This window comes from Pseudomonas sp. H1_G08, assembly GCF_054681355.1.
In genome coordinates this window covers 2,268,929-2,289,511 of sequence record NZ_CP162822.1, presented here as the reverse complement: position 1 = coordinate 2,289,511, position 20,583 = coordinate 2,268,929, and the positions used below count along the sequence as shown (strand labels likewise).

Annotated in this window: 19 protein-coding genes; 9 read left to right on the top strand and 10 right to left on the bottom strand. The window is 61.0% G+C overall.

Features of this window, described 5'->3' with window-relative positions; all coding sequences use genetic code 11:
* Positions 1-197 precede the first annotated feature (197 nt).
* Positions 198-1,307, bottom strand: a complete 1,110-nt coding sequence (gene ribBA / locus AB4N85_RS10300; RefSeq protein WP_016775017.1) for a bifunctional 3,4-dihydroxy-2-butanone-4-phosphate synthase/GTP cyclohydrolase II — start codon at positions 1,305-1,307, stop codon at positions 198-200.
* Positions 1,308-1,375: 68 nt separating this feature from the next.
* On the opposite strand from ribBA, the gene AB4N85_RS10295 reads away from it, so the two are divergent.
* Positions 1,376-1,672, top strand: a complete 297-nt coding sequence (locus tag AB4N85_RS10295) for a DUF1330 domain-containing protein (protein ID WP_095180201.1) — start codon at positions 1,376-1,378, stop codon at positions 1,670-1,672.
* Between the two features lie 123 nt (positions 1,673-1,795).
* Here the strand turns inward: AB4N85_RS10295 and AB4N85_RS10290 are convergent, their stop codons facing one another.
* The 7 genes from AB4N85_RS10290 to AB4N85_RS10260 form a co-directional block, all read right to left on the bottom strand.
* Positions 1,796-2,359, bottom strand: a complete 564-nt coding sequence (locus AB4N85_RS10290) for an NUDIX hydrolase (protein WP_150635080.1) — start codon at positions 2,357-2,359, stop codon at positions 1,796-1,798.
* A gap of 1 nt (position 2,360) precedes the next feature.
* Positions 2,361-3,125, bottom strand: coding sequence for a GntR family transcriptional regulator (locus AB4N85_RS10285; protein WP_042606770.1), 765 nt, complete (start codon positions 3,123-3,125; stop codon positions 2,361-2,363).
* A 57-nt stretch (positions 3,126-3,182) separates the two neighbouring features.
* The gene (locus AB4N85_RS10280) at positions 3,183-3,572 is read right to left on the bottom strand and encodes a carboxymuconolactone decarboxylase family protein (RefSeq protein WP_027613073.1); all 390 of its coding nucleotides are present in this window, start codon (positions 3,570-3,572) and stop codon (positions 3,183-3,185) included.
* A 131-nt stretch (positions 3,573-3,703) separates the two neighbouring features.
* Positions 3,704-4,189: a flavin reductase family protein gene (locus AB4N85_RS10275; RefSeq protein ID WP_071172702.1), complete on the bottom strand. Its 486-nt coding sequence runs from the start codon at positions 4,187-4,189 to the stop codon at positions 3,704-3,706.
* Positions 4,190-4,201: 12 nt separating this feature from the next.
* Entirely contained in the window at positions 4,202-5,683 is a 1,482-nt protein-coding gene (locus AB4N85_RS10270) for an aldehyde dehydrogenase (RefSeq protein WP_252867748.1), read from the bottom strand.
* Positions 5,680-6,513 (bottom strand): alpha/beta fold hydrolase, encoded by an 834-nt coding sequence (locus AB4N85_RS10265; protein ID WP_024013187.1) that lies wholly within the window; start codon positions 6,511-6,513, stop codon positions 5,680-5,682. Before AB4N85_RS10265 ends, AB4N85_RS10270 begins: the two co-directional genes overlap by 4 nt.
* A 32-nt stretch (positions 6,514-6,545) precedes the next feature.
* Entirely contained in the window at positions 6,546-7,136 is a 591-nt protein-coding gene (locus AB4N85_RS10260) for an amino acid synthesis family protein (RefSeq protein WP_007968626.1), read from the bottom strand.
* 461 nt (positions 7,137-7,597) lie between these two features.
* Between AB4N85_RS10260 and AB4N85_RS10255 the strand changes: the two genes are divergently transcribed.
* Together AB4N85_RS10255 and AB4N85_RS10250 are read left to right on the top strand one after the other, a co-directional pair.
* A complete protein-coding gene (locus AB4N85_RS10255; RefSeq protein WP_110603691.1) occupies positions 7,598-8,641 on the top strand; it encodes a WD40/YVTN/BNR-like repeat-containing protein in 1,044 nt (347 codons plus the stop codon).
* Positions 8,638-11,022, top strand: coding sequence for an efflux RND transporter permease subunit (locus AB4N85_RS10250; RefSeq protein WP_042606775.1), 2,385 nt, complete (start codon positions 8,638-8,640; stop codon positions 11,020-11,022). Before AB4N85_RS10255 ends, AB4N85_RS10250 begins: the two co-directional genes overlap by 4 nt.
* A 264-nt stretch (positions 11,023-11,286) precedes the next feature.
* Here AB4N85_RS10250 and AB4N85_RS10245 read toward each other — a convergent pair whose 3' ends face one another.
* Positions 11,287-12,006 (bottom strand): FadR/GntR family transcriptional regulator, encoded by a 720-nt coding sequence (locus tag AB4N85_RS10245; protein ID WP_024013185.1) that lies wholly within the window; start codon positions 12,004-12,006, stop codon positions 11,287-11,289.
* A gap of 187 nt (positions 12,007-12,193) precedes the next feature.
* A complete protein-coding gene (locus tag AB4N85_RS10240) occupies positions 12,194-13,930 on the bottom strand; it encodes an IlvD/Edd family dehydratase (RefSeq protein ID WP_460067935.1) in 1,737 nt (578 codons plus the stop codon).
* Positions 13,931-14,122: 192 nt separating this feature from the next.
* On the opposite strand from AB4N85_RS10240, the gene AB4N85_RS10235 reads away from it, so the two are divergent.
* The 6 genes from AB4N85_RS10235 (at position 14,123) to AB4N85_RS10210 (ending at position 20,200) form a co-directional block, all read left to right on the top strand.
* On the top strand, positions 14,123-15,445 hold the full coding sequence (locus AB4N85_RS10235; protein ID WP_024013183.1) for an MFS transporter: 1,323 nt from the start codon (positions 14,123-14,125) through the stop codon (positions 15,443-15,445).
* Positions 15,446-15,601: 156 nt separating this feature from the next.
* The gene (araD1, locus tag AB4N85_RS10230; protein ID WP_460067933.1) at positions 15,602-16,594 is read left to right on the top strand and encodes an AraD1 family protein; all 993 of its coding nucleotides are present in this window, start codon (positions 15,602-15,604) and stop codon (positions 16,592-16,594) included.
* 9 nt (positions 16,595-16,603) lie between these two features.
* Positions 16,604-18,184: an aldehyde dehydrogenase (NADP(+)) gene (locus AB4N85_RS10225; protein WP_353189068.1), complete on the top strand. Its 1,581-nt coding sequence runs from the start codon at positions 16,604-16,606 to the stop codon at positions 18,182-18,184.
* 206 nt (positions 18,185-18,390) lie between these two features.
* On the top strand, positions 18,391-18,702 hold the full coding sequence (locus tag AB4N85_RS10220) for a DUF5629 family protein (protein WP_252884354.1): 312 nt from the start codon (positions 18,391-18,393) through the stop codon (positions 18,700-18,702).
* Positions 18,689-19,864: a lactonase family protein gene (locus tag AB4N85_RS10215; RefSeq protein WP_305380925.1), complete on the top strand. Its 1,176-nt coding sequence runs from the start codon at positions 18,689-18,691 to the stop codon at positions 19,862-19,864. Before AB4N85_RS10220 ends, AB4N85_RS10215 begins: the two co-directional genes overlap by 14 nt.
* Positions 19,865-20,020: 156 nt before the next feature.
* Positions 20,021-20,200 carry a hypothetical protein gene (locus AB4N85_RS10210; RefSeq protein WP_016775003.1) on the top strand — a complete coding sequence of 60 codons (180 nt, stop codon included), beginning with the start codon at positions 20,021-20,023 and terminating at the stop codon, positions 20,198-20,200.
* Positions 20,201-20,583 lie beyond the last annotated feature (383 nt).

The following is a 20,583-nucleotide window of genomic DNA, read 5'->3' as shown; positions in this document are numbered from 1 at the left end:
CTCTCCCAAGGGGAGAGGGGGAAAGGGAGCCGATCTTCATGCTGTTCAAAACCCAGCCCGATTCGGTAATGGGAAAGGAGTGGATCCGTATGCTGCTCAAAGCTGAGTTCGACTCGGTATCCCAGGTCGATGTATAGCGACCGGTCAACGCGGTCGGCTCCCTCTCCCTCTGAGAGAGGGCTGGGGTGAGGGCGGCGTCATTCAGTGAACGGGATGCTCTCAACCACCTCAAGGTCATACCCGGTCAACCCCGCATACTTCAGCGGTGGCCCGAGGTGCCGCAGCTTGCCAACCCCGAGATTCTGCAGAATCTGCGCCCCCGTCCCGACCTCGGAATAAATCCGCGATTGCGAACGGCTGAACTGCCGTGGCGGCTGGGTCAACTGCGGCACGCGCTCCAGCAACGCCTGCGACGATTCATGATTGGCCAGCACCACCACAACTCCATGACCTTCCGCCGCGACCCGTTGCAACGCTGCCCAGAGGGTCCAGTTCGTCGGCCCGCTGTACTCGGCGCCGACCAGATCGCGCAGCGGATCGATCACATGCACGCGCACCAGCGTCGGTTCTTCACGGCGCAGGTCGCCCATGACCATCGCCATGTGCACACCGCCTTCGATGCGATCCTCGAAGGTGATCAAACGGAACGTGCCATGCACCGTCGGCAGCTCACGTTCGCCGATGCGTTCGATGGTGTGCTCGGTGCTCAGGCGATAGTGGATCAGGTCGGCGATGGTGCCGATCTTGATCCCGTGCTTGCGCGCGAACTGCTCCAGATCCGGGCGGCGGGCCATGGTGCCGTCGTCGTTCATCACTTCGACAATCACCGAGGCGGGGGTGAAACCGGCCAGACGCGCCAGATCACAACCGGCCTCGGTATGCCCGGCGCGGGTCAGCACGCCACCTTCCTTGGCGCGCAACGGGAAGATGTGACCGGGCTGCACCAGGTCTTCGGCACGGGCATTCGGCGCGACGGCGGCGGCCACGGTGCAGGCACGATCCGCCGCGGAGATGCCGGTGGTCACGCCGACCGCCGCTTCGATCGACACGGTAAATGCAGTGCTGAACACGCTGCCATTGGCGGGTACCATTTGCTCCAGGCCCAGACGCTGGCAATGTTCGTCGGTGAGGGTCAGGCAGATCAGCCCGCGTGCTTCGCGGGCCATGAAGCTGATAGCCTCCGGCGTGCAACGGTCGGCGGCCAGCAGCAGGTCGCCTTCGTTCTCGCGGTCTTCGTCATCGACCAGCAGGACCATTTTGCCGAGTCGATAATCTTCGATGATTTCTTCGATGCTGTTGAAGGCCATGCTGGACTCTCAGGGTTCGTTGGAAATATATTGGTATACCATAATACAAAATCAACAAAGAGGTCACTATGAAGGCGTACTGGATTGCACATGTGGATATAGCCGATGCCGAGCACTACAGCCAATACACCCAGCGCACCCCGCAGGCGATTGCCGCATTCGGCGGCAAGTTTCTCGCCAGAGGCGGGCGCAGTGAAGCGCTGGAAGGGCGGCAGACGCCACAGCGCACCGTGATCATCGAGTTCGCGAGCTACGAACAGGCCGTGGCGTGCTATCGCTCGGCGGCGTATCAGGAGGCGAAAAGTTACCGCGAAGAATGGGCGAGGGCGGAGATCATCATCGTAGAAGGCATCGCCCCGAACTGAGCCACACCACCAAACTATGTGGGAGCGAGCCTGCTCGCGAATGCGTTCGATCATTCAACATTTGTATCGACTGACACGACGCCTTCGCGAGCAGGCTCGCTCCCACAGGGGTATAGGTGGTGATCAGCGCATGAAATGGATCTTGCCGCTGTCATCATTACCCATGTAAATCCCGTAAACCCCAGCCTGGCGCTCTTCGATATAGCGCTCGAGAATCTGCCGGATCGCCGGGTAATAGATCTGCTCCCAAGGAATGTCTTCAGGGGCGAAGAACTTGTAATCCATGGTCTCCGGTCCGTACTGCCCGGTGATCTCCAGGGCGATGGCGCGGAAGATGATGTACACCTCGCTGATCTTCGGCACGCTGAAGATCGAATACGGCGAGACGATTTCCGCGCGCACGCCGCTTTCTTCCCAGACTTCGCGCAGCGCCGCCTGCTCGGTGGTTTCGCCGCTTTCCATGAAACCGGCCGGCAGCGTCCAGGTGCCCGGGCGCGGGGGGATCGCCCGTTGGCACAGGAGGTATTTGCCGTCCTGCTCAATGATGCAGCCGGCAATGATCTTCGGATTGACGTAGTGGATATAACCGCAGCCGCGGCACATCAGGCGCTCGTGCGTATCACCCGGCGGCGTCTGCTGACCGAGGTCAGGGCCACCGCATTTCGGGCAAAAGCTCGGGCTGAACATGTCATTGACCTATGCGGGGTTCTTTCAGCGCGATCGGCAGGGTGATCGCCGGAGTGCCTTTGACGGCGACGCCGGTTTCTTCCTGCTTGCGCTTGAGGTAATCGAGAGCGACGGCAGCCGCCGCGCGGACGTGATCGACACACGCCTGATGCGCCGCCAGCGGATCGCCGCTCTTGATCGCCTCGACCATTTTTTCCATCTCGTGATTACTCGCGCCGCGTCGGTTTTCCTGGGAGACCGAGGTCGCGCGCAGATAGCTGATGCGCGCCTGCAACTGGCGCAATTGCGTGGCGGCGACATGGTTGCCCGAGCCTTCGAGCAGCACGTCGTAGAAGCCCTGCACCGAGTCGATCACCTGTTGCAGCTCGCCGTCCTTCAACGCTTTGCGGTTGTCATCAAGGGCTTTTTCCAGGGCTTTGATGTCCTTGGCTTTGGCGCGCAGGGTGAACAGCTGGACGATCAGGCCTTCGAGCACACAACGCAATTCGTAGATATCGACGGCATCGGCGAGGGTGATGATGGCCACGCGCGGGCCTTTGGCGTCGGCGAATTCCACCAGGCCTTCGGACTCAAGGTGACGCAAGGCTTCGCGCACCGAAGTGCGGCTGACACCGAGGCGATCACAGAGGTCGCGTTCGACCAGGCGATCGCCTGGCATGAGCTGGAAATTCATGATCGCGCTACGCAGTTTGTCCAGCACGATTTCGCGCAGGGTAACGGGGTTGCGATTGACCTTGAAGCTGTCGTCGAGTGGCTGGCGTTTCATGGGGTCCGCTCTTGAGCTTGGCTGTCCATGCCAGACGGGCATCAAAACAGCCGAGGGTTAACTGGAGGCCTCGGCGTCGGCTTCGGCAAAGGCTTCACGGGCCAGCCGGAAACTGTCCACGGCCGCCGGAACGCCGCAATAAATGCCGACCTGAAGCAGAATTTCGCGTATTTGCTCACGACTCAGGCCGTTACGCAAGGCGCCACGCACATGCAGCTTGAGTTCATGCGGGCGGTTGAGCGCCGAGATCATCGCCAGGTTGATCATGCTGCGCTCCTTGAGCGACAGACCCTCACGCCCCCAGACATGGCCCCAGCAGTATTCGGTGACCATTTCCTGCAGCGGACGGGTGAAATCGTCGGCGTTGTCTATCGAGCGTTGCACGTAGGCTTCGCCGAGCACCTGAGTGCGGATTTTCAGACCCTTTTCGTACTTTTCGTTACTCATATTCTTTGCCTCACCTCAATCCCTGTGGGAGCTGGCTTGCCAGCGATAGCGGACTATCAGCCAACATCAATGTTGAATGTTAAGCCCTCATCGCTGGCAAGCCAGCTCCCACAGGGTTTTGCATTGTCGCTTCAGGCCAGAGTCGGCAACGGGCCGAGCTTGCCTTTGTGATAAATCATCGGCGTCACCGGTTGCTCGGGCAGGATCAGGTTCTTCACTGCGCCGACAATGATCGCGTGATCGCCGCCGTCGTATTCACGCCACAACTCACACTCGATGATCGCCGTGGCCTTGGCCAGGATCGGGTTGCCCAGGTCGCTCAGGTGCCACTCGATGCCCTTGGCCTTTTCCTTGCCCTTGCCGGCGAATGCATAGGCTTCGGCGGTCTGCTCGGCGGAGAGCAAATGGATGGCGAATTTCTTGCTGTCGCGCAGCACCGGGTAGGTGTCGGACGCGTAGTTGGGGCAGAACAGCACCAACGCCGGGTCGATCGACAGCGCGCTGAACGCGCTGGCGGTGATGCCGACGATGCCGCCGTCCGGGTCGAGGGTGGTGACCACCGTGACGCCGGACGGGAACGAGCTCATGACGTCTTTGTAAATGCCGGGTTCGATCATTTCGCAGGACTCCTAGCGCATCACAAACGGATCAGGCATTGGCGCCTGGGAGAGGTTGATCCACACCGTTTTCAGTTCGGTGTAGGCCAGCACCGAGTCGATGCCGCTTTCGCGTCCATAGCCACTGTTCTTGAAGCCGCCGATCGGCGCCATCGCCGACACTGCGCGGTAAGTGTTGACCCAGATAATCCCCGAGCGCACATCACGCGCCAGACGATGGGCGCGGCCGAGGTCACGGGTCCAGATGCCGGCGGCGAGGCCGAACTGCGAGTCGTTGGCGATCGCCAGTGCTTCGGCTTCGTCTTTGAAGCGAATCACCGAAGCCACCGGGCCGAAGACTTCTTCCTGCATGATCTTCATCGAATTGCGGTCGCACTCGAACAGCGTCGGCTCGTAGAACCAGCCTTCACCGAGATCCGCCGGACGCTTGCCACCGGTGCGCAAACGCGCGCCTTCGGCGATCGCATCGGCGACCAGACCTTCGACCACCGCCAGTTGCTGCGCGGTGGCCATCGGCCCCATTTCACTGTTGTCTTCCTGTGGGTTGCCGATGCGGATGCGCTGGGCGCGCTCGACCAGACGATTGACGAATTCGTCGTAGATTTCGTCCTGCACCAGCAAGCGCGAACCGGACACGCAACTCTGCCCGGACGCCGCGTAGATCCCGGCAATCGCACCGTTAATTGCACTGTCCAGATCGGCGTCGGCGAAAATGATATTCGGCGACTTGCCGCCCAGTTCCAGCGACAGCTTGGCGAAGTTTTCGGCGCTGCTGCGCACCACATGCCGTGCCGTCGCCGCGCCGCCGGTGAAGGCGATCTTGCGGATCAGCGGATGGCGGGTGAGGGCGGCGCCAGTGCTCGGGCCGTAACCGGTGACGACGTTGACCACGCCCGGCGGAATCCCGGCTTCAAGGGCCAGACGCGCCAGCTCGAGAATGGTCGCCGAGGCGTGCTCGGACGGCTTGATCACAATCGTGTTGCCGGCGGCCAGGGCCGGGGCCAGTTTGATCGCGGTCAGGTACAGCGGGCTGTTCCATGGAATGATCGCGGCAACCACACCCATGGCTTCGTGCACGGTGTAGGCAAACAGGTCAGGCTTGTCCAGCGGCAGGGTGCCGCCTTCAAGCTTGTCGGCGAGGCCTGCGGTGTAGTGGAAGAACTCCGGCAGATAGCTGACCTGGCCACGGGTTTCGCGGATCAGCTTGCCGTTGTCGCGGCTTTCCAGCTGCGCCAGGTGTTCCTTGTTTTCTGCGATCAGATCACCGAGGCGGCGCAGCAGTTTGCCGCGCGCAGTGGCGGTGAGGCCGCGCCACGCCGGGCTGTCAAAAGCAGTTTGCGCTGCTTGCACGGCGCGTTCGACGTCCGCTTCATCGGCGTCGGGCAAATGCGCCCAGGCTTGCGCGGAGGCCGGGTTGAGGCTTTCGAAGGTCTTGCCGGAGAGGGCGTCGACCCAGTCTCCGCCGATGCACATCTGGAAGCGTGCGAGTGTCATGCAACGATCCCCTTTATATGGTTTTGTCGGGCGTGTGCGAATTGGAGAAATTCCAGCAGCATCTGATTGACCAGACGCGGCGACTCTACCGGCATCATATGCCGTTGCTCGGGCAGCACGGCAACCTTCGCAGCGGGGATGCGCCGGGCCAGTTGCTCGGCCATTTCCGGCGTCGAGCCAGGGTCGAGCTCGCCAGTGGCGATCAGTGTCGGCGCCTGAATGCTGCTCAGGTCGTCGGCGCGGTACATGTCCTGGGTGGCGAACAATTCGTAGGTGGTCAGGTAACCCTGCGGATCGTTGTTGGCCAGGGTCTGGCGCAACGCGGCGATCTGCGCCGGGTTGGCCGCCTGATATTCACGGCTGAACCAGCGTGACAGAGCGGCTTCGGCGTTGGCGTCCGGGCCATGCTCGGCAGCCTGCGCAGTGCGTGCGATGACGCCGGCACGCTGTTCTTCGCTGCGGTTGAACACGCTGTTCAGCACCACCAGGCTTTGCAGGCGCTCCGGGTAGTGCAGGGCGAAGGCCCGCGCGACCAGACCGCCCATGGAGAAACCGATCACCGCTGCCTGGGGCAGATTCAGGTGATCAAGCAGCTCGAGCAACTGATCGGCGTAACCGAGCAGGTCGGTGCCGCTGGCCGGGCGCGGGCTGGCGCCGTGGCCGAGCATGTCGTAGGCGATCACCTGGTACTGGCTGGCGAGGCCGACAATCTGCCCGCCCCACATTTCTTTGTTCAGGCCCACGCCGTGGATCAAGACCACGGGCTGGCCTTGGCCGGTCGCCAGGTAACTGGTGCCAGCCGGGGTGAGTTCAGCGGTGAGCCGAATCATGGAGCGCTCCTGCAATGCCTTTCTTGTTGTGATTACTGGGCTTTTTCGGCGGCCAGTTCTTCCAGATCGATGTAGCGGTTGCCGATACGCGGGTGCAGGCGGCCACCGTCGGCGCAACCCAGCACGACGACGATTTCGTCGGCACGCGGCGCGTCTTCGATCTGCATTTCCAGGGTGATGTAGTGCGAACGCAGGCCTTCGTCGTCCTTGTGCATCATCGGGATCTGAATCGACGTGCCCGGACCGCCGCGCTTGTTGGTAAAGCTCAGGTAGCTCTTGGCTTTCACCGCTTCGCGATAGTGGTTGCCGAAGCGCAGCGTATGGATCACGGCGGAGGCGTGTTCGATCTCGCCGTCAGCGCCGACCACGGCGGCTTTGCCGTAAGCCTCGATCTTCTCGGCGCCACCAATGATGCCCACCAGGCGCTCGACCATCATGGCGCCGAGGTCGGAGCAGTTGGCGCGGATCTGCGGCTTGAGGTCTTCGACAAAACCATTGCCCACCCACGGGTTCTTCATCACCACGGCGAGGCCGACCATGGTCACCGGCTTGTCAGTAGCCTTGCCGCCTTCAATGAAGGTTTCTTCGACATAGCTGACGATCTTGCGAATTTCGAAACTCATGAGCTGCTCCGTTGGGGGATTGAGAGTGTCTGTGCGTCTGATGGTATACCATAATACCGATCCTGCAAGTCCCCTCCGCAACAATTGCGTCATCCATCCTACGAATGGCTGCGCATTCACCCTTTGTCGCAAAACCAACCATCACTACAAACCCTGTGGGAGCGAGCCTGCTCGCGAAAGCGGTGGGTCAGCCAATAAACAGGGTGACTGATACACCGCATTCGCGAGCAGGCTCGCTCCCACAGGGAAAATGATGGGTTACAGAGAGCCGCTTTCGGTTAACAAAAGATAACGCGGCGCCGATTGTCAGACATTTGCAAAGCCCGATAGGATGAGCCAGCTTCCGAAGGGGCTCTGGATTGCGGGTTTCAGGACTATGCTTCTGATCTGCCACTAGCCGAGCACCCTTGCGGCGCCCTTGAAGGCCCGATGGCCCAACAATAATAAATAGGGGAAGGTCTATGAGTCGTTGCCGCCCGCCGGCGTTACGCAACACCGCGTTGCTGGCCACAGCACTCTCGCTGCTGGGCTTTGCCACGTTATCGGCACCTGTGATTGCCGCCGAGGCCCCGGCTGACGTGGTCTATGCCACCGAATCGGCCAAGGCCGCAAAAAGCCTGATTCTTGATGTCGTCCACGCTGGCGCGCGTCTTGTCGCGGTCGGCGATCGCGGGCACATCGTTTATTCCGATGACCAGGGCAAAACCTGGACACAGGCCAAGGTGCCGACGCGGCAACTGCTCACTGCCGTGTATTTCGTCGACGACAAAAACGGCTGGGCCGTGGGCCACGACGCGCAGATTCTCGCCAGCGCAGACGGCGGTCTGACCTGGACCAAACAATTCGAAGACCTCGCACGCGAATCGCCGCTGCTCGACGTCTGGTTCAAGGACGCCAGCAGCGGCTTTGCCGTGGGCGCCTACGGCACGCTGCTGGAAACCACCGACGGCGGCAAAAACTGGGAAGACGTCAGCGACCGCCTCGACAACGAAGACCAGTTCCACCTCAACGCCATCGCCGCCGTGAAAGACGCCGGGCTGTTCATCGTCGGCGAGTCCGGCAGCATGTTCCGCTCCGCCGATGACGGCCAGACCTGGGAAAAGCTTGAAGGCCCGTACGAAGGTTCACTGTTCGGCGTGATCGGCACGGCGCAGCCGCAGACCCTGCTGGCGTACGGCTTGCGCGGCAACCTTTATCGCTCCACTGATTTCGGCAGCAACTGGGAGCAGGTCGAACTCAAAGCCGCTCGCGGTGCGCTGGAGTTCGGTCTGTCTGGCGGCACGCTGCTGGAAGATGGCTCGATCGTCATCGTCGGTAACGGTGGTTCGGTGATCAGCAGCAGTGACAACGGCGAAACCTTCAGCGTGTTCAACCGCCCGGATCGCATTTCGCTGTCGTCGGTCACCGCCGCTGGCAACGGCAACCTGATTCTGACCGGGCAGGGTGGTTTGCACATCACCCAGCCAAACGGTGCCGAGACCAATAACAAGAAGGCGGGGCTATGACTTCCTTGATCACTCCTCAGCAGGAAAAGGCGACGGTTCTCGAGCGCCTGATCTTCAACAACCGTCCGGCCGTGATCCTGATCTGCCTGGTGGTGAGCATTTTCTTGTTCTGGCAGGCCACGCTGATCCGGCCGTCGACCAGTTTTGAAAAAATGATCCCGCTGCAGCATCCCTTCATCGAAAAGATGATGGAACACCGCAACGATCTGGCGAACCTGGGCAACACCGTACGTATTTCGGTGGAAGCCACCGACGGTGACATCTTCTCCAAGGAGTACATGGAGACCCTGCGTCAGATCAACGACGAAGTGTTCTACATTTCCGGCGTCGATCGTTCCGGCCTCAAATCGCTGTGGAGCCCGAGCGTACGCTGGACCGAAGTGACCGAAGAAGGTTTCGCCGGCGGTGAAGTGATTCCGCAGAGCTACAACGGCTCCCAGGACAGCCTCGATCTGCTGCGCAACAACGTGCTCAAGTCCGGCCAGGTCGGGCGTCTGGTGGCCAACGATTTCAAGTCGAGCATCGTCGACATCCCACTGCTGGAGGCCTATCCGGACCCGCAGGACCAGGGCAAGTTGCTGGCGCTGGACTATCGCCAGTTCTCCCATGAGCTCGAAGACAAGATCCGCAACAAGTTCGAAGCGCAGAACCCCAACATCAAGATCCACATCGTCGGTTTCGCCAAGAAGGTCGGTGACCTGATCGACGGTCTGGTGATGGTGGTGCTGTTCTTCGGTGTCGCCTTCGTCATCACCCTGATTCTGCTGCTGTGGTTCACCAACTGCCTGCGCAGCACCATCGCTGTGTTGAGTACGACGCTGGTGGCGGTGGTCTGGCAGCTCGGGTTGATGCACTTCTTCGGCTTCGGCCTCGACCCGTATTCGATGCTGGTGCCGTTCCTGATTTTCGCCATCGGCATTTCCCACGGCGTGCAGAAAATCAACGGTATCGCCCTGCAATCCAGCGAGGCCGATAACGCCCTGACCGCTGCGCGGCGCACCTTCCGCCAGTTGTTCCTGCCGGGGATGATCGCGATTCTGGCCGATGCGGTGGGCTTCATCACGCTGCTGATCATCGACATCGGCGTGATCCGTGAACTGGCGATCGGCGCGTCTATCGGCGTGGCGGTGATCGTGTTCACCAACCTGATCCTGCTGCCGGTGGCGATTTCCTATGTCGGCATCAGCAAGCGCGCGATTGCCAAGAGCAAGAAGGACGCCAACCGCGAGCACCCCTTCTGGCGCCTGCTGTCGAACTTCGCCAGCCCGAAAGTCGCGCCGATTTCGGTAGCGCTGGCGCTGATCGCCTTCGGCGGCGGCCTCTGGTACAGCCAGAACCTGAAGATCGGCGACCTCGACCAGGGCGCGCCGGAACTGCGTCCGGACTCGCGCTACAACAAGGACAACAACTTCATCATCAGCAACTACTCGACCAGCTCCGACGTGCTGGTGGTGATGGTCAAGACCAAAGCTGAAGGCTGCTCGCGCTACGAAGCCATGGCGCCGATCGATCAGCTGATGTGGAAGATGCAGAACACCGAGGGCGTGCAGTCGGCGATCTCGCTGGTGACCGTGTCCAAGCAGATGATCAAGGGCATGAACGAGGGCAACCTGAAATGGGAAACCCTGTCGCGCAACCCGGACGTACTGAACAACTCGATCGCCCGCGCCGATGGCCTGTACAACAACAGCTGCTCGCTGGCGCCAGTGCTGGTGTTCCTCAACGATCACAAAGCTGAGACCCTCGATCGTGCGGTGCAAGCGGTGCAGGAGTTTGCCAAGGAAAACAACAAGGACGGTCTGGAATTCATCCTTGCTGCCGGTAACGCCGGGATCGAAGCGGCCACCAACGAAGTCATCAAACAGGCTGAGCTGACCATTCTGATTCTGGTGTACATCTGCGTGGCAGTGATGTGCATGATCACCTTCCGCTCATGGGCGGCAACCCTGTGCATCGTCTTGCCGCTGGTGCTCACCTCGGTGCTCGGCAACGCGCTGATGGCGTTCATGGGCATCGGCGTGAAAGTTGCGACGCTGCCGGTGGTGGCGTTGGGCGTGGGGATTGGCGTGGATTACGGCATCTACATCTACAGCCGCCTGGAAAGTTTCCTGCGTGCCGGGCTGCCGTTGCAGGAAGCCTATTACCAGACCCTGAAGTCGACCGGTAAAGCGGTGCTGTTCACCGGCCTGTGCCTGGCGATCGGCGTGTGCACCTGGATCTTCTCGGCGATCAAGTTCCAGGCCGACATGGGCCTGATGCTGACCTTCATGCTGCTGTGGAACATGTTCGGCGCGCTGTGGCTGCTGCCGGCGCTGGCCAAGTTCCTGATCAAGCCTGAGAAGCTGGCGGGGCAGAAGGGCAATTCGCTGTTTGCCCACTGATCTGAAGGCCTGAAACGACAAAGCCGCAACCTTGAGGGGTTGCGGCTTTTTTTGTGAATCAAGATCAAGAGCCCCTCACCCTAGCCCTCTCCCGGAGGGAGAGGGGACTGACCGAGGGGTGCGGCTAGATATATCGACCTGAAATACCGAGTCGGTTATGGATTCACAGCAGAACGTTCAAGTCGGCGTAAATCTCAAATATTCCCCAATCGGTCCCCTCTACCTCTGGGAGAGGGCTAGGGTGAGGGCAAGCGGTCTCAAGCCCTAAGAAAGCTCAGCGCCAAGCACCACACTCAACGCACTACGCGCATCATCCAGCTGCACCAACGTGGCATGCCGGGCACCCAGGGCATCGCGGTTCTCGATGGCGGTCAGGATCGCCTTGTGTCTTGGCAACGCCAGTTCATGCAGATTCGGCCGTTGATTGGAATGCTTCAACGCCTCGGCAATCGCTACCGCCAACATATTGCACAGGTTCGCCAGCAGGTCGTTGTGCGTCGCGTCGGCGATGCGGCTGTGGAAGTCCAGGTCCGGCTGCAACAGCGCTTCCGGGGTCGGCGCGGCTTCCATGCGTTGGTAGGCTTCGTTGATCGCGGCGATGTCGGCATCGGTTGCATGCTGGGCGGCGAGGGCGGCGGCTGCCGGTTCGATGATGCTGCGCACGCTGGTCAGCACGTTGAAGAATTCATTCTGCGGGCTGCTCTGCATCAACCAGTGCAGCACGTCCGGGTCGAGCATGTGCCATTCGCGGCGCGCCTTGACCACGGTGCCGACGCGGGGTTTGGAATACACCAGACCCTTGGCCACCAGCACCCGCGTGGCTTCGCGCAATACCGGGCGACTGACCGCGTACTCCTCGCAAAGCAGGGCTTCGGCGGGCAGTTTGTCGTCGGGCAAAAAGCGTCCGGAGACGATCTGCATGCCCAGTTCCTGGACGATGCGCGAGTGCATGCTTTTACGGTCGGAAGGTTTGCGGTAATCCATGGGGAGTGGCGCGATCCTGAGCGATGGAGATGCCGCGCATCATAGCAGGCACGGCACAGATTTGAGGCGATACGCAAAAGCAACTGTGGGAGCGAGCCTGCTCGCGAAGGCGGCATATCAGTCAAATAGATGTCGACTGACACTCCCTCTTCGCGAGCAGGCTCGCTCCCACAGGGGAATTGCGCTGTTAGTGAGAGTGGCGCGGAACCTCGGCACCTCGGCAACCAACCAGGAAGTCAAAGTCGCAACCCTGATCCGCCTGCAGCACGTGATCGATGTACAGTTGACGATAACCGCCCACCAGCAACTGCTGCGGTGCTTGCAGATCGGCCATGCGCGCGGCCAGTTCAGCATCCGGAATGTCCAGATGCAGACGGCCGCTGGCGCAATCGAGTTCGATCCAGTCGCCTTCCTTTACTGCCGCCAAAGGCCCGCCCGCTGCCGCTTCCGGGGCGACGTGCAGAACCACCGTGCCGTAAGCGGTGCCGCTCATGCGTGCATCGGAAATGCGCACCATGTCCGTCACGCCTTGCGCCAACAGCTTGGCCGGCAAGCCCATGTTGCCGACTTCAGCCATGCCCGGATAACCCTTCGGCCCGCAGTTCTTCATCACCAGAATCGAATCCTTATCGACGTCCAGCTCCGGATCGTTGATCCGCGCCTTGTACATGTCGAAGTTCTCGAACACCACGGCGCGACCGCGATGCTGCATCAGTTCAGCGCTAGCGGCGGACGGCTTGAGCACCGCGCCCAACGGCGCCAGATTGCCGCGCAACACACAGATGCCGCCGTCAGCGCGAATCGGATTGTCGAGGGTGCGGATCACTTGGTCTTCGCCGTAGATCGGCGCGTCCTTAGTGTTCTCGCCGATGGACTTGCCGTTGACCGTCAGTGCGTTCGGGTTGGGGATCAGATTGGCTTCGCCGAGGCGACGCAGCACCGCTGGCAAACCACCGGCGTAGTAGAACTCTTCCATCAGGAAACGCCCGGACGGTTGCAGGTCGACGATGGTCGGCATGCCGCGACCGATGCGCGTCCAGTCGTCCAGGTCCAGCTCGACGCCGATGCGCCCGGCGATAGCTTTCAAGTGGATCACGGCGTTGGTCGAACCACCAATGGCGGCGTTGACGCGAATGGCGTTTTCAAAGGCTTCCTTGGTAAGGATCTTCGACAGTTTCAGGTCTTCACGCACCATCTCCACCGCACGCATGCCGGACATGTGCGCCAGCACATAACGGCGTGCATCCACAGCCGGAATCGCGGCGTTGTGCGGCAGCGAAGTGCCCAGCGCTTCCGCCATGCACGCCATGGTCGACGCGGTGCCCATGGTGTTGCAGGTGCCCGCCGAACGCGACATGCCGCCCTCGGCTGCGAGGAAGTCATCGATGGTGATGGTGCCGGCCTTGACCTGTTCGCTGAGCTGCCAGACCACGGTGCCGGAACCGATGTCCTTGCCTTTGTGCTTGCCGTTGAGCATCGGCCCGCCGGTGACGACGATGGCCGGCACGTCGCAACTGGCCGCACCCATCAACAGTGCTGGAGTGGTTTTGTCGCAACCGGTGAGCAGCACTACGCCGTCGATCGGGTTGCCGCGAATCGCTTCTTCAACGTCCATGCTCGCCAGGTTGCGGGTGAGCATGGCGGTCGGGCGCAGGTTCGATTCGCCGTTGGAGAACACCGGGAATTCCACCGGAAAACCACCGGCCTCGATCACCCCGCGTTTGACGTGCTCCGCGATCTGGCGGAAGTGCGCGTTGCATGGGGTCAGTTCCGACCAGGTATTGCAGATGCCGATGATCGGCTTGCCGTGGAACTGATGGTCGGCGATGCCCTGATTCTTCATCCAGCTGCGGTACATGAAGCCGTTCTTGTCGGCCGTGCCAAACCATTGGGCGGAGCGCAGGGAGGGTTTCTTATCAGACATGATCGATTCTCTTATTGTAAGACTTTTGTTTGCGAGCTGACGCTTAATCTAAGCTCAAAATCCGCTCTTTGGAAGAGTTGTTGGGTAATTAGTATTACTATATAGTCGTTTTCGACGGAGGGATGGCCCTGGCTGTTTTGGCGAGAGGCGTCCCCCGAGGTTCTATAAAAACAACAATCGGAGACCGATCTCATGAGCCAGGAATTGCGGCTTGTCCGGCGCATCACACTGAAACTGATTCCCTTCCTGATCCTGCTGTACCTGATCGCCTATGTGGATCGCTCCGCCGTCGGCTTTGCCAAGCTGCACATGGGCGCCGACATCGGCATCGGCGACGCCGCCTATGGCCTCGGTGCCGGGCTGTTTTTCATCGGCTACTTTCTTCTAGAGATTCCCAGCAACCTGATGCTCGAACGCTTCGGCGCGCGGCGCTGGTTCGCGCGGATCATGATCACCTGGGGCGCGATCACCATCGGCATGGCTTTTGTGCAAGGGCCGCACAGCTTCTATGTGATGCGCTTTCTGCTCGGCGCGGCGGAGGCGGGCTTCTTCCCTGGCGTGCTGTACTACATCACCCAATGGTTCCCGGTGCGCCATCGCGGCAAGATCCTCGGCCTGTTCATCCTCTCGCAACCGATCGCGATGATGATCACCGGTCCCGTGTCCGGTGGCTTGCTGGGCATGGACGGCATCCTTGGTCTGCATGGCTGGCAGTGGCTGTTCATCGTCATCGGCACCCCGGCGATCCTGCTGACTTGGCCGGTCCTGCGCTGGCTGCCGGACGGCCCGCAGCAAGTGAAGTGGATGGATCAGGCGGAAAAAGACTGGCTGACCGGCGAACTGAAAAAGGATTTGCAGGAATACGGCCAGACCCGTCACGGCAATCCGCTGCATGCGCTGAAAGACAAACGCGTGTTGCTGCTGGCGCTGTTCTATCTGCCGGTGACCCTGAGCATTTATGGCCTCGGCCTGTGGCTGCCGACGCTGATCAAACAGTTCGGCGGCAGCGATCTGGTCACCGGGTTCGTCTCGTCGGTGCCATACATTTTCGGGATCATCGGCCTGCTGATCATTCCGCGCAGCTCCGACCGCTTGAATGATCGCTACGGCCACTTGGCGGTGCTCTATGTGCTCGGTGCGCTGGGCCTGTTTCTCAGTGCCTGGCTGTCGCTGCCGGTGGCGCAACTGGCGGCGCTGTGTCTGGTGGCGTTTGCCTTGTTCTCATGCACCGCGGTGTTCTGGACCTTGCCCGGGCGCTTCTTTGCCGGCGCGAGTGCCGCGGCGGGGATTGCCTTGATCAACTCGGTGGGCAATTTGGGCGGGTATATCGGGCCGTTCGTGATCGGCGCGTTGAAGGAATACACCGGCAATCTGGCTTCGGGGTTGTACTTCCTCTCGGGCGTGATGGTGTTCGGGCTGATTCTGACCGGCATTGTTTATCGCGTGCTGGAGCGCAAGCACGTGCTGCCCGTCGACCAGTTCGCAGCCAGCGCCCGTGGCGCGACCCGAACTTGACACCTATGGATCAATTACCACCCCTGTGGGAGCTGGCTTGCCAGCGATGATGGCGGCACATCCAACATTGACGTGTCAGACAGGTTGCTATCGCTGGCAAGCCAGCTCCCACAGGGATTTGCGGTGTTTCGGAATTTTGGATAAAGGAGAGGACATATGCATCTGGTTCAATTCGAATTACCCAACGGCGAGCGCCGTGTCGGCGTGGTCGACAACGGTCAGGTCCGCGAAGTCGAGGACGCCCGCAGTGTCCGTGATCTGGCCTTGGCCGCAATCGAGGCCGGCGGCTCGCTTGAGCAGCAAGTGCAAAGCCTCGGCCTCGGTGCCAGCCACGACTACGCGCAGTTGCTCAAAGACCTGCGCATCCTGCCGCCACTCGATCACCCGGACCCGGCACACATGCTGGTCAGCGGTACCGGCCTGACCCATCTGGGCAGCGCTTCGGCCCGGGACAAGATGCACCAGCAGGCCGGCGATGAAGCGGCGATGACCGACACCATGCGCATTTTCAAATGGGGCGTGGAGGGCGGTAAACCTGCGGCGGGGCAGGCCGGTGTGCAACCGGAGTGGTTCTACAAGGGCGACGGCAGCATTGTCGTGCGTCCGGGGCAGGCGTTCCCGCTGCCGCCGTTCGCCGAAGACGCCGGTGAAGAGCCAGAGATGGCCGGCCTGTACGTCATCGGCAACGATGGCAAGCCGTATCGCCTCGGTTTCGCCGTCGGTAACGAGTTCTCCGATCACGTCATGGAACGCAAGAATTACCTGTACCTGGCGCACTCGAAATTGCGCAGTTGCAGTTATGGCCCGGAACTTCGCACCGGTGAATTGCCTCAACACCTTGCCGGCACCAGCCGAATCCTGCGTGACGGCGAAGTGCTCTGGCAGAACGAGTTCCTCAGTGGCGAGGCCAACATGTGCCACAGCCTGGCGAACCTCGAGTACCACCACTTCAAATACAGTCAGTTCCTGCGTCCGGGCGACGTGCATATTCACTTTTTCGGCACTGCGACCCTGTCGTTTGCCGACGGCATCAGCACCCAGCCGGGCGACACGTTCGAGATCAGCCAGGCCGACTTCGGCGCACCGCTGGTCAACGGTATCGCACCGGTTCAGGCGGCTTTTGAACCGGACAGCATCGGCACCCTTTAAGGAGATCCCATGACTCAGATTCTCGGTCACAACTACATCGGCGGTCAGCGCAGCGCCGCCGGCAGCGTCAAACTGCACTCGGTCGACGCCAGCACTGGCGAGGCCTTGCCGCATGATTTCATCCAGGCCACGGCCGAAGAGGTCGATGCCGCCGCCAAGGCCGCCGCTGCGGCTTATCCGACCTATCGCAGCCTCAGCGCCGAACGTCGCGCGCAGTTCCTCGACGCAGTCGCGGATGAGCTGGATGCGCTTGGCGACGATTTCGTCGCCGTGGTCTGCCGCGAAACCGCGCTGCCGGCCGGACGCATTCAGGGCGAGCGCGGTCGCACCAGCGGGCAGATGCGTCTGTTCGCCAAAGTCCTGCGTCGCGGTGATTTCTACGGCGCGCGCATCGATCTGGCACTGCCGGATCGTCAGCCGCTGCCACGTCCGGATCTGCGCCAGTACCGCATCGGCCTCGGCCCGGTTGCGGTGTTTGGTGCCAGCAACTTCCCGCTGGCATTCTCCACTGCCGGTGGCGATACCGCAGCAGCACTGGCAGCCGGTTGCCCGGTGGTATTCAAGGCCCACAGCGGCCACATGGCCACCGCTGAACTGGTCGCCGACGCGATCATTCGTGCCGCAGAAAAAACCGGTATGCCCGCTGGCGTGTTCAACATGATTTACGGTGGCGGCGTCGGCGAATGGCTGGTCAAGCATCCGGCAATTCAGGCAGTAGGTTTCACTGGCTCGCTGAAGGGCGGTCGCGCTTTGTGCGACATGGCCGCTGCACGTCCGCAACCGATCCCGGTGTTCGCCGAGATGTCGAGCATCAACCCGGTGATCGTCTTGCCGCAGGCACTGGCCACGCGTTCGGAAACCGTTGCGCGCGACCTCACCGCTTCGGTGGTGCAGGGTTGCGGTCAGTTCTGCACCAACCCGGGTCTGGTGATCGGTATTCGCTCACCGCAGTTCAGCGCGTTTGTAGAGCAAGTCGCCGCTGCAATCGGCGATCAACCGGCGCAAACCATGCTCAACGCCGGCACCCTCGGCAGCTATGGCAAAGGCCTGGAAAAGCTCCTGGCGCACAGCGGCATCGAGCATCTGGCCGGCAATCCGCAGCAGGGCAACCAAGCGCAGCCGCAGTTGTTCAAGGCCGATGTCAGCCTGTTGATCAACGGCGACGAAGTGCTACAGGAAGAAGTGTTCGGTCCGACCACAGTAATCGTCGAAGTGGCCGATCAGGCACAACTGAGCGCAGCGCTGCACGGCCTGCACGGTCAACTGACCGCGACGATCATTGGTGAGCCGTCTGACTTCGAGCAATTCGCCGAGCTGACGCCGCTGCTGGAACAGAAAGTCGGGCGCATCCTGCTCAATGGTTATCCGACTGGTGTCGAAGTGTGCGATTCGATGGTGCATGGCGGCCCGTACCCGGCGACGTCCGATGCGCGCGGCACGTCAGTGGGCACGCTGGCGATCGATCGCTTCCTGCGCCCGGTGTGCTTCCAGAACTACCCGGACAGCTTGCTGCCCGAACCACTGAAAAACGCCAACCCGCTGCGGATTCAGCGTTTGGTGGATGGCAAGCCATCGCGAGAGGCGATCTAGCCAACACCGCGATTTTTTGTGTTGATCGTTCCCACGCTCTGCGTGGGAATGCAGCCCGGGACGCTCTGCGTCCCACTGGAACGCGGAGCGTCCCTTGAGGCGTTCCCACGCGGAGCGTGGGAACGATCAGACAGAGGTTCCAGCAGGGGCCTCTGGATCACATTGGGCTATCATTGGCCCTTTCCCCCCTAGAAAGACTGTTTGCCATGACTGCCCAAACCCTTCTCAACGCCCTCGAACACTGCGGTATGGTCGAAATCGATGGCCTGCACGCCTTCGAATTCGCCCTCGACGAGGACGATAACCTGCACATCGAATGCATTGATGGCCGTGCAGCCAAGCACTGGGAATTCACCCCGGCGCAGGTCGCGCAAGCGACGTTCGATGAGACGCTGCAGAGCTGGCTGATCGTCGGTTACGCCAGCGACACCAAGACCACGGGCGAGCATCGTCTGGTGTGCCTCGCCGACGTAGTCAGCAGCAGCGACGATGAGGATGACAATAATGAAGATGCGTAATTTCTGGCCTTTGCTGATGGCCGGCAGCGTCGGCGCGATGGGGCTTTCCAGCGCCAGCGCCGACACCTTGCAGTTGCTGGTCGGCTCGTACACCGCCGGTTCCAGCCAGGGCATCTACCGCATGCAGTTCGACAGCGCCACCGGCCAGATCGACGCCAAGCCGCTGCAAGTGGTCAAGACCGAAAACCCGTCCTGGCTGACACTCTCGAAAGACCAGAAGCGTTTGTTCGTGGTCAACGAAAACGGCCCGGGCCAGACCGATCCGGTCGGCCGCGTCAGCAGCTTCGCCATTGACCCGAAGACCCATGCGCTGAGCCTGATCAATCAGGTGCAGAGCCTGGGCAACGAGCCGACCCATTCCAGCCTCAGCGCCGATGCCAAACACCTGTTCGTCAGCAACTACTCAGTGATGCAAGATCCGGGCGGCACCCTGGCGGTATTGCCGGTCGATGCCGACGGCCAGTTGAAACCGGTGGTGCAGATGAGCGGCCACCCGGCCAGTCGGGTCAACCCTGAGCGTCAGGCTTCCAATCATGTGCACTCGACGGTGTCGTCGCCGGACGGGCGCTATGTGTTCTCCAATGATTTGGGCGCGGACAAGGTTTTCATCTATCAGTACGACCCGAAGGCCAATCCACACCTGCCGCTGACCCCGGCAAAAACCGCCTCGGTAGCCTTGCCGGCCGGCAGTGGCCCGCGTCATCTGCTGTTCAGCGCTGACGGCAAACACGCCTGGCTGACCATGGAGATGAGTGCACAGGTCGCGGTGTTCGACTACAAGGACGGCGTACTGACCCAGACGCAACTGGTCGATCTGGCGGCGGGCCAGCCAACCTCGGACAAGGCCGGCGCGGCGCTGCATGCTTCGGCTGACGGCAAGTTTCTCTACGTGAGCAATCGCGGCACGGCCAATCAACTCGTAGTGTTCGGCATTGATCCTGCGACCGGTCAGCTCAAAGAGCTGCAAAAGCGCTCGGTCGAGGGGGATCACCCGCGCGAGTTTGCTCTCGATCCGAGCGGTAAATTCGTCTTGATCGCCAACCAGAAGAGTAACCAGATTGTCGTCGTCGAGCGCGATACCAAGACCGGTCTGCTCGGCAAAACCGTGCAAAAACTGCCGATGGACGCGCCAAGCGATCTGAAGTTTGTAGTGCGACAATAAGCCACAGGCCCCGGTCTGCGGGGCCTGCATCGTTGTATTAATTGCACTGATATCGGCTAATGCTACAAAAGATTTCAAGCGAGCAACCCTCGAGCGTTACGTTTGTTTCACAGCCCGACCGGGCAAACCAAGCAAACGAACACGAGGGTTACCGCCATGAATTTCAATCTCTTCTCCGTCATCGCCGCTTCCGCCATTTCTGCCACCGTGGTATTGCCAGCCGGTGCCAACGTCGAAATCGCCAGCAAAAAATCCCACACCCAGAGCTACACCCAGAAATACCTGCAACAAAGCGCCAACTTCTACGCCGCACTGGATCACAAAACCCAAGCCTGAGCGCACCGTTCTCCTGTAGGAGCTGCCGAAGGCTGCGATCTTGATCGTTCCCATGCTCTGCGTGGGAACGATCAAACAAGAGATCGCAGCCTTCGGCAGCTCCTACGCGTGCGCGTAACCTGATCGTTCCCACGCTCTGCGTGGGAACGCAGCCCGGGACGCTCTGCGTCCCATTGGAACGCGGAGCGTCCCTTGAGGCATTCCCACGCGGAGCGTGGGAACGATCAATCAGAAGATCGCAGCCTTCGGCAGCTCCTACGCGCGTACGCGTTCTCCACTCATAGGTTTTCTCTCGCCGGCAAATAGAGCCGCTAAATAATCAACGAAGCTGATATTCACCATTGCAAACCCTGAGTGGTTGCTTCGGCTTTTTTGATTGATTC

What these genes read in the sequence shown, in the direction of transcription:
- AB4N85_RS10270 (WP_252867748.1), bottom strand. Translation starts at nt 5,683, where the DNA reads ATGACACTCGCACGCTTCCAGATGTGCATCGGCGGAGACTGGGTCGAC.
- AB4N85_RS10265 (WP_024013187.1), bottom strand. Translation starts at nt 6,513, where the DNA reads ATGATTCGGCTCACCGCTGAACTCACCCCGGCTGGCACCAGTTACCTG.
- AB4N85_RS10295 (WP_095180201.1), top strand. Translation starts at nt 1,376, where the DNA reads ATGAAGGCGTACTGGATTGCACATGTGGATATAGCCGATGCCGAGCAC.
- AB4N85_RS10215 (WP_305380925.1), top strand. Translation starts at nt 18,689, where the DNA reads ATGAAGATGCGTAATTTCTGGCCTTTGCTGATGGCCGGCAGCGTCGGC.
- ribBA (WP_016775017.1), bottom strand. Translation starts at nt 1,307, where the DNA reads ATGGCCTTCAACAGCATCGAAGAAATCATCGAAGATTATCGACTCGGC.
- araD1 (WP_460067933.1), top strand. Translation starts at nt 15,602, where the DNA reads ATGCATCTGGTTCAATTCGAATTACCCAACGGCGAGCGCCGTGTCGGC.
- AB4N85_RS10225 (WP_353189068.1), top strand. Translation starts at nt 16,604, where the DNA reads ATGACTCAGATTCTCGGTCACAACTACATCGGCGGTCAGCGCAGCGCC.
- AB4N85_RS10240 (WP_460067935.1), bottom strand. Translation starts at nt 13,930, where the DNA reads ATGTCTGATAAGAAACCCTCCCTGCGCTCCGCCCAATGGTTTGGCACG.
- AB4N85_RS10255 (WP_110603691.1), top strand. Translation starts at nt 7,598, where the DNA reads ATGAGTCGTTGCCGCCCGCCGGCGTTACGCAACACCGCGTTGCTGGCC.
- AB4N85_RS10210 (WP_016775003.1), top strand. Translation starts at nt 20,021, where the DNA reads ATGAATTTCAATCTCTTCTCCGTCATCGCCGCTTCCGCCATTTCTGCC.
- AB4N85_RS10250 (WP_042606775.1), top strand. Translation starts at nt 8,638, where the DNA reads ATGACTTCCTTGATCACTCCTCAGCAGGAAAAGGCGACGGTTCTCGAG.
- AB4N85_RS10290 (WP_150635080.1), bottom strand. Translation starts at nt 2,359, where the DNA reads ATGTTCAGCCCGAGCTTTTGCCCGAAATGCGGTGGCCCTGACCTCGGT.
- AB4N85_RS10275 (WP_071172702.1), bottom strand. Translation starts at nt 4,189, where the DNA reads ATGATCGAACCCGGCATTTACAAAGACGTCATGAGCTCGTTCCCGTCC.
- AB4N85_RS10245 (WP_024013185.1), bottom strand. Translation starts at nt 12,006, where the DNA reads ATGGATTACCGCAAACCTTCCGACCGTAAAAGCATGCACTCGCGCATC.
- AB4N85_RS10260 (WP_007968626.1), bottom strand. Translation starts at nt 7,136, where the DNA reads ATGAGTTTCGAAATTCGCAAGATCGTCAGCTATGTCGAAGAAACCTTC.
- AB4N85_RS10235 (WP_024013183.1), top strand. Translation starts at nt 14,123, where the DNA reads ATGAGCCAGGAATTGCGGCTTGTCCGGCGCATCACACTGAAACTGATT.
- AB4N85_RS10280 (WP_027613073.1), bottom strand. Translation starts at nt 3,572, where the DNA reads ATGAGTAACGAAAAGTACGAAAAGGGTCTGAAAATCCGCACTCAGGTG.
- AB4N85_RS10220 (WP_252884354.1), top strand. Translation starts at nt 18,391, where the DNA reads ATGACTGCCCAAACCCTTCTCAACGCCCTCGAACACTGCGGTATGGTC.
- AB4N85_RS10285 (WP_042606770.1), bottom strand. Translation starts at nt 3,125, where the DNA reads ATGAAACGCCAGCCACTCGACGACAGCTTCAAGGTCAATCGCAACCCC.